We start from the raw sequence: 6,000 nt of genomic DNA, 5'->3' as shown, positions 1-6,000 counted from the left end.
CACTAATCTTCACGGGTTTACACTTCCCAGTCCATAGTCAATTTGAAATTGCCTACCTAAGAGAGTTGGCTTTAAAAAAGATTACATTCTCAATTATTTTGTGTGATCTTTCTGCAAACTCAACAGAAGCCTACCAAGACTGCGAGATTTTTGATCATGTAAAAAATGCGACCTCTGCAACAATGTCAGCAAATAAGGTTTGTAATATGTGCAAAAAGAGTAGAATAGACTTTTTTGATGAATTCAAGGAATTTATAGTACTACCCGAGGAAGTACTGACATTGCCTTGTCTGAAAAACATTAATGAATCTATTGACAGGGTTGATTGGGCTTCAAGACACAACTTATCGCTTTTTTCTTCTAAAAACGAAAAGCAGTCTGAGTTACTGGATAGATCAATACTGAGCAGCCTGTTTACCCGTATTCGAGCTTCGACCATCGAGGAAGCCGAACGCCAACTAGGCATAGAGAAAGCAAATAAAGCATTTACAAATGCACTTAAATTTTACCTTTATGGATTCTTATTGGGCGAAGCAATATCAAATCAAATCACAGATCTAAGGACTATTGTTATGTTTAATGGTAGGTTTAATCCTTTTTCCGGCATAAAAGATTCATTAGAACATAATAAGCGAATATCCTGCGTAATACATGAGAGAGGCTATCAAGAGGGGACATTTACAGTCTCGATAAATGAAGACCCTGGCAATCCGTTCCCGTCCTTAAGCAAGTGGTTCAATAATCCTGATAAGTTCCCGGCAATTAAACCGCTAGAGTTATCCCAGCGTCTTGATTTATATGCGTTTATATCTCGACGAGTCACAGGCAAATCTGACAATGGATTTATATACAGTGGAACTGACTCAAATAAAATTGACCAACAAAATCTTTCTAAGATTCGTTTTGTGTACTTTACATCATGCTCTGATGAAATTTCATCATATTCAATTGACGCTACTTTTGAACGACAGCTTGAAGAAATCAAGCATTTAGCATCAGTTTTTCAAGGTCCGCAAAATTATTCAGCTGAGCTTGTTATTCGCTGTCATCCAAATCTTTCAACCATCGGGCGTCACACACCAGCAATAGATTTCACTAACAAAATATCAAATATAGCTAAAACCAATAACAGAATTAAGTTTGTTGGCCCTAAAATCACAATATCAGCCAAACAACTGTTAACTGAGAGATCTATTGCATTAGCACCTCAATCTACGCTTAATCTAGACTTATCACTTATGGGATACCGACTAGTGCATTTGAGGACAAGTCCATATAGTACAATTTTTGCAAATCAATCAGTTGTTCTCGGTGATCTAAAAACAATTGAAGACTTACTGAATTGTGCATACAGACTTCCTGATGATCGCCTGATTTGGCGGAAGATTGAGTCTATAGTGTATGCATTCTACTTCAGATCATCGCTGAGTCTTTCAAGTGCACGTATACACAATCGCTTTTCTGAAGCATTGTCCCCACACAAAGGTGAATCATGTGATGTTTTGGCTTCCTTATTGAAGTCTCTATCATCTGCTCAATCTGGCTTATTTGTTATCTAATTTACGGAACACGTAATGACTTCGTATCTCAAAACTGTCTACTCTTCTAAAGAACGTCCAAAGACATCATATCCCAAAAAATATGTAAAACATCTAATAGAGCGATATAATCTTACAACTGGCTCACGATTAATAGAAATTGGTGCAGGCAGAGGAGAATTTCTTAATGAGTTTGCTATTCAAGGATTTGACGTGATAGGCATTGATCAAGACCAAAACTGTCTTTCGGAATATCCACATATTCCGAAAATTATTTCTGACTTACATACTGCACTAAAAGAACTACCAAACACATCGTGTGATATCGTATTTATGAAATCACTGATCGAACATCTTAGAGATCCCGAAGAAGTGCTGCAACAAGTGCATAGAATATTGCGTTCTAAAGGGGCATTAATTGTGATGACACCAGATTGGGAAGCGAATTACCAAATTTTCTACGACGATCATACCCATGTAACCCCGTTTACAAAAATTTCCCTGAAATATCTACTTCAGATGACCAAATTTAGTAAAATAGACGTTAATCACTTTCTCCAGCTTCCTTTTATTTGGAAAAATCCGATCTTTTCAATTATACCCATTTGTCTTGCACCCTTCATTCCACACAGATCTAGATATAAGCTCTTACGCTGGTCTAAGGAACGTCAACTTCTTGCATTTGCCCAAAAACCCTAGAACCTCATGTCTTGGACACTAATTGCAGGTGGCTCATCTGGTATTGGAGCAGAGATTGCTTATACATATGCCAAACTTGGGGCAAATCTTGTTGTAACAGGCAGGAACCAGCAGAAGCTTAGGGATTTCTGCAATAACTTATCAAGCTCATTTCCAAATATAAAAATAGACTCGATATGTTGCGATCACTCAATAGACAAGGAAAATGTGATACTCGTTGATAGTTTGCGTAAAAAAAATATTACCCTAAATGCAGCCGTGTCCTGTATCGGAGTTAGCAACCTTGGAGGGGAAGAGCCCTATACGCTCACTAAACCCAGCATATTCGAAAACTATTTGTCTAACAATTTGACTGCTAATTATTCACTCATCTACACGATTAGACCCTTCCTTTGTGAAAATGCTGCTATATGTATTCTAGGTTCTATTGCTGGCTCTGAACGTATCGGCGCACCTTGCGGATATAGCATTGCGAAAGCTGCATTAACTGCGCTAGTTACCCATATGTCTGCGATCCTTTCACCAACTAATCGGATAAATATGGTCAGCCCTGGCAATGTCTTTACTAAGGAGGGTGTCTGGGACCGTAAAATCAAATCTGATCCTAAACGTACCCATGATTACATTGCATCTAATGTGCCCATGAAACGATTAGCAGCAGCCAGTGAGATAGCGGAGGCAGTCCTATTCTTGAACTCGGACAAATCTACCTTCACTACAGGCGCAAACCTCACAGTTGATGGTGGTCAATTAAACAGGTATCCACAATGAGTAACTTATTCGAACTGACTAATAGACGCTTTTTAATAACGGGCGGGTGCGGTCTCCTGGGAATACAGCATGCCGTAGCTATTGCAAAATTCGGAGGGATTCCAATTCTAGTAGATGTTGATATAAGCAAAAAAGCTGAAATTACGAATTCGATCCATTCACAGACTGGCATCTATCCAGAGATTTACAAGCTCGACATCACAAGCGAGGACGATGTTATCAAACTTTCAAATTTTCTCAAAGAAAAGCCCCTACATGGCTTGGTCAATAATGCAGCCCTAAACCCAACTGTTGGGTCCTCAGGCACCATTTCCAACTCAGGTAAAATAGAAGAATATTGCATCGATACCTGGAATAAAGAGCTTTCCGTCTCACTAACGGGTACGCTACTTATGCTGAAGCACTGTGCACCTCTTCTTATACAAACAAAAGGTGTAATCCTTAATATATCCTCAGACCTTGGAATTATTGCTCCGAATCACAGTATTTATAATGATAGCCCGAACACCTTTGATCAAGTTAAGCCTGTTGGATATTCAGTGACCAAAAGCGGGATAATTGGATTTACAAAATACATGGCAACTTATTGGGCTCATCTTGGAGTAAGATGTAACGCTATTTGCCCAGGTGGAGTTGACAACGGACAAGATCCACAATTTATTGATCGTTTATCAAAACTAATCCCTTTAGGGCGTATGGCCTCTATCGACGAATATCATGGATTAATTATATTTCTGCTTTCAGATGCTTCTTCCTATATTAATGGGTCAATAATATCTGCAGATGGAGGAAGAACTGCTTGGTAACAGCATTCTTCGATCACTGATTGAACTTGCTTATATCCATGCTTTTCAATTAACTTCCTGAGCCCTAAATATATTGACCAGACATCAGAAGTAGCATTATGGACTTTGCCAGGTAACAACTCAAATCCTGAATCACCAAAAGCATTATAAATGGTACCAGACGTGAAATTGGTTATGTCGATATCGAAACTACTGAACACTGATCTGACATCAAAACTATTCAATTCGTCGGACGGCAGAACACTCATTTTATATAACCTATGATTCTCATTCAAAACCTCAACATCCTCACCCCAAGAACAATAGATTCCATTGGACATAATTCGCTTTAAGTCCTTGTAAGCCGTAGTATATTCAAGGCCATGGCTGTCAATAGTATCCTGAGTAATGCCAGTTAAATCCGTAAAATAATGACTTAGAACAGGGTTGATCTTCGGCTTAACAAGTCTACTAAATATATGGACGTCATGAATATATTTTAAACTACTAAATGAAAGGCAAGATATCTGAACGACTTCCCTATGCTCCCCTAAACCACTCCAGCGCCTTTCCAAGGATCCTTGCCAAGCAGTATATTCTAAATCCAGAATTATCAGTCTATCGATCATCACATTCTTTCCTTTAGTCTCTCAACAACCTGTAAAACCTCATCATCTGTAGCACCAGTATTAAAACTAATCTCTGGATAAAACCTTTTTTGAATTTCTTGAGCCATTAGTATTCTTCCAATAAGAGGCTTAACCACCTCTAGTTCATAATTGATAGGCATACCCGTTGACGGATCAATCATAAATAAAGCTTCAGCCATTCCATGCTCACGACTACTGAGCATAAGCTGAATACTATTTATTATGCACTTAGCTCGATCAAGATCACTTTCGTCTTTATATTTATAGAATAAGTGATGATATAAGGGCCTCAACCTTCCCTGGAAGTCTACTAAGTAGTTGAAGCCATTATCTGATTTTGAGAGGCAAGATGCGGTTCCAGTTACCACACCATCTTTAGAACTCTCAAGGACACAGCTAGGTATTGCATCCAACCTTAAGGAACCAATATATTCTACTTGACTGGGAATATTTTTTATGACCCGATTTACTGTCTCTACAAGTTCATCTTGAGATGCAGTATAAGGATCAGAGACCGTAGCCTTGTGACCACTTCCTGAATGTTGTTCCAAAATCAGCAAACCCGTTTGAGATGTTAAATCTCTCAGCCAACGGCTAAACATCCTCGGTGGATCGTTACTATGATCCCATGAGTTACTAAATACAAAGTCCGTTGGACTACTACTTATAATTGGGGATTCATCATGAAAATCAATCTTCACAAGATCTGAAAAATAATCAGCAGTATCTGAAATATCTGTTCCATAAACTCTTCCACCAGTAAATCTTGCAAATAGCATAGTTTCAGCCCCGTTACGCGATCCGTGCGTAATCCCTTTTAGATCATTTGATTTCTTCGCTAAGACTGATGTAACAACTTTTGAAAGATAAATACTACTTGGCGGGAAAAAATGGACCCCAAAAAGCTTTTGAATGTTAACAACCTGCTGAACAAGCTCATAATCAGTTTTCATTTCTCAGCCTACTGAAATCCACATCTTTGTATGTTAACACAATGACTTCACGGGTTTTGCCTGTCTGCAGTGGCAAGCCTCTATGGAAACCAGATGTATCCTCCAATAAAATACTTCCAGCCGACAATTCAAACGTCTTCATCTTGTCACTTCCGTACATTTTTTCAAGATGATCATCTTCAATCCTGAAGTATGTTGGAATACTTGAGAGCTCTTCATTTACAAAAGGAAATTTCTTATGGGACTCGATGAAGTATTGATGAGGCCCATTCTGATCATCCACGTCACTAACAAAAACGAATAGCTTCAAGAAATTAAAGCTGTCATAATCAAAATGAAATAACTGAGCAGCTTCAGAAAGTTCTCGAAAATCAGGTGAATCTTTTCCATATGATATCCAAGATTCTACTGAAACTTCTATATTGGATGTTCCAAGATAAGTATAAACTAAGTCTTTAATATGAGAGTCATTTTTTAATTTGTTTATTAGAGCCGTCTTTTCTACTTCGCAGGACTTAAAATAATACCGTAGAAACTTGCCATGGCCTGTAACCTCATTACGTGTTAATTGTTCCCCATCAAGTTCTTGTCCCAAGGACTCGCC

Annotated in this window: 7 protein-coding genes; 4 read left to right on the top strand and 3 right to left on the bottom strand. The window is 38.4% G+C overall.

Features of this window, described 5'->3' with window-relative positions; genetic code table 11:
- From DXY02_RS12550 to DXY02_RS08230, 4 genes are all read left to right on the top strand, one after another.
- On the top strand, positions 1-1,559 hold a 1,559-nt coding region (locus tag DXY02_RS12550; RefSeq protein WP_170951519.1), incomplete at its 5' end, for a hypothetical protein.
- Positions 1,560-1,574: 15 nt separating this feature from the next.
- Positions 1,575-2,237 (top strand): bifunctional 2-polyprenyl-6-hydroxyphenol methylase/3-demethylubiquinol 3-O-methyltransferase UbiG, encoded by a 663-nt coding sequence (locus DXY02_RS08240; protein ID WP_114988881.1) that lies wholly within the window; start codon positions 1,575-1,577, stop codon positions 2,235-2,237.
- Positions 2,238-2,243: 6 nt separating this feature from the next.
- A complete protein-coding gene (locus DXY02_RS08235) occupies positions 2,244-3,008 on the top strand; it encodes an SDR family NAD(P)-dependent oxidoreductase (RefSeq protein ID WP_114988880.1) in 765 nt (254 codons plus the stop codon).
- On the top strand, positions 3,005-3,814 hold the full coding sequence (locus DXY02_RS08230; protein WP_114988879.1) for an SDR family oxidoreductase: 810 nt from the start codon (positions 3,005-3,007) through the stop codon (positions 3,812-3,814). The genes DXY02_RS08235 and DXY02_RS08230 overlap by 4 nt, the downstream gene beginning before the upstream one ends.
- Here DXY02_RS08230 and DXY02_RS08225 read toward each other — a convergent pair.
- The 3 genes from DXY02_RS08225 to DXY02_RS08215 are packed head-to-tail and all read right to left on the bottom strand — an operon-like array spanning position 3,763 to position 5,991.
- Positions 3,763-4,422: an exonuclease domain-containing protein gene (locus DXY02_RS08225; protein WP_114988878.1), complete on the bottom strand. Its 660-nt coding sequence runs from the start codon at positions 4,420-4,422 to the stop codon at positions 3,763-3,765. The genes DXY02_RS08230 and DXY02_RS08225 overlap by 52 nt on opposite strands.
- Positions 4,422-5,396 (bottom strand): class I SAM-dependent methyltransferase, encoded by a 975-nt coding sequence (locus DXY02_RS12250; protein WP_137024479.1) that lies wholly within the window; start codon positions 5,394-5,396, stop codon positions 4,422-4,424. The genes DXY02_RS08225 and DXY02_RS12250 overlap by 1 nt, the downstream gene beginning before the upstream one ends.
- Positions 5,386-5,991, bottom strand: a complete 606-nt coding sequence (locus tag DXY02_RS08215; RefSeq protein WP_206749633.1) for a phytanoyl-CoA dioxygenase family protein — start codon at positions 5,989-5,991, stop codon at positions 5,386-5,388. Before DXY02_RS08215 ends, DXY02_RS12250 begins: the two co-directional genes overlap by 11 nt.
- Positions 5,992-6,000 lie beyond the last annotated feature (9 nt).

It is taken from the genome of Synechococcus sp. N19, assembly GCF_900474045.1.
Lineage (GTDB): Bacteria > Cyanobacteriota > Cyanobacteriia > PCC-6307 > Cyanobiaceae > Parasynechococcus.
The sequence above is the reverse complement of the archived record's forward strand: the minus strand, read 5'-3'. Positions and strand labels throughout refer to the sequence as shown.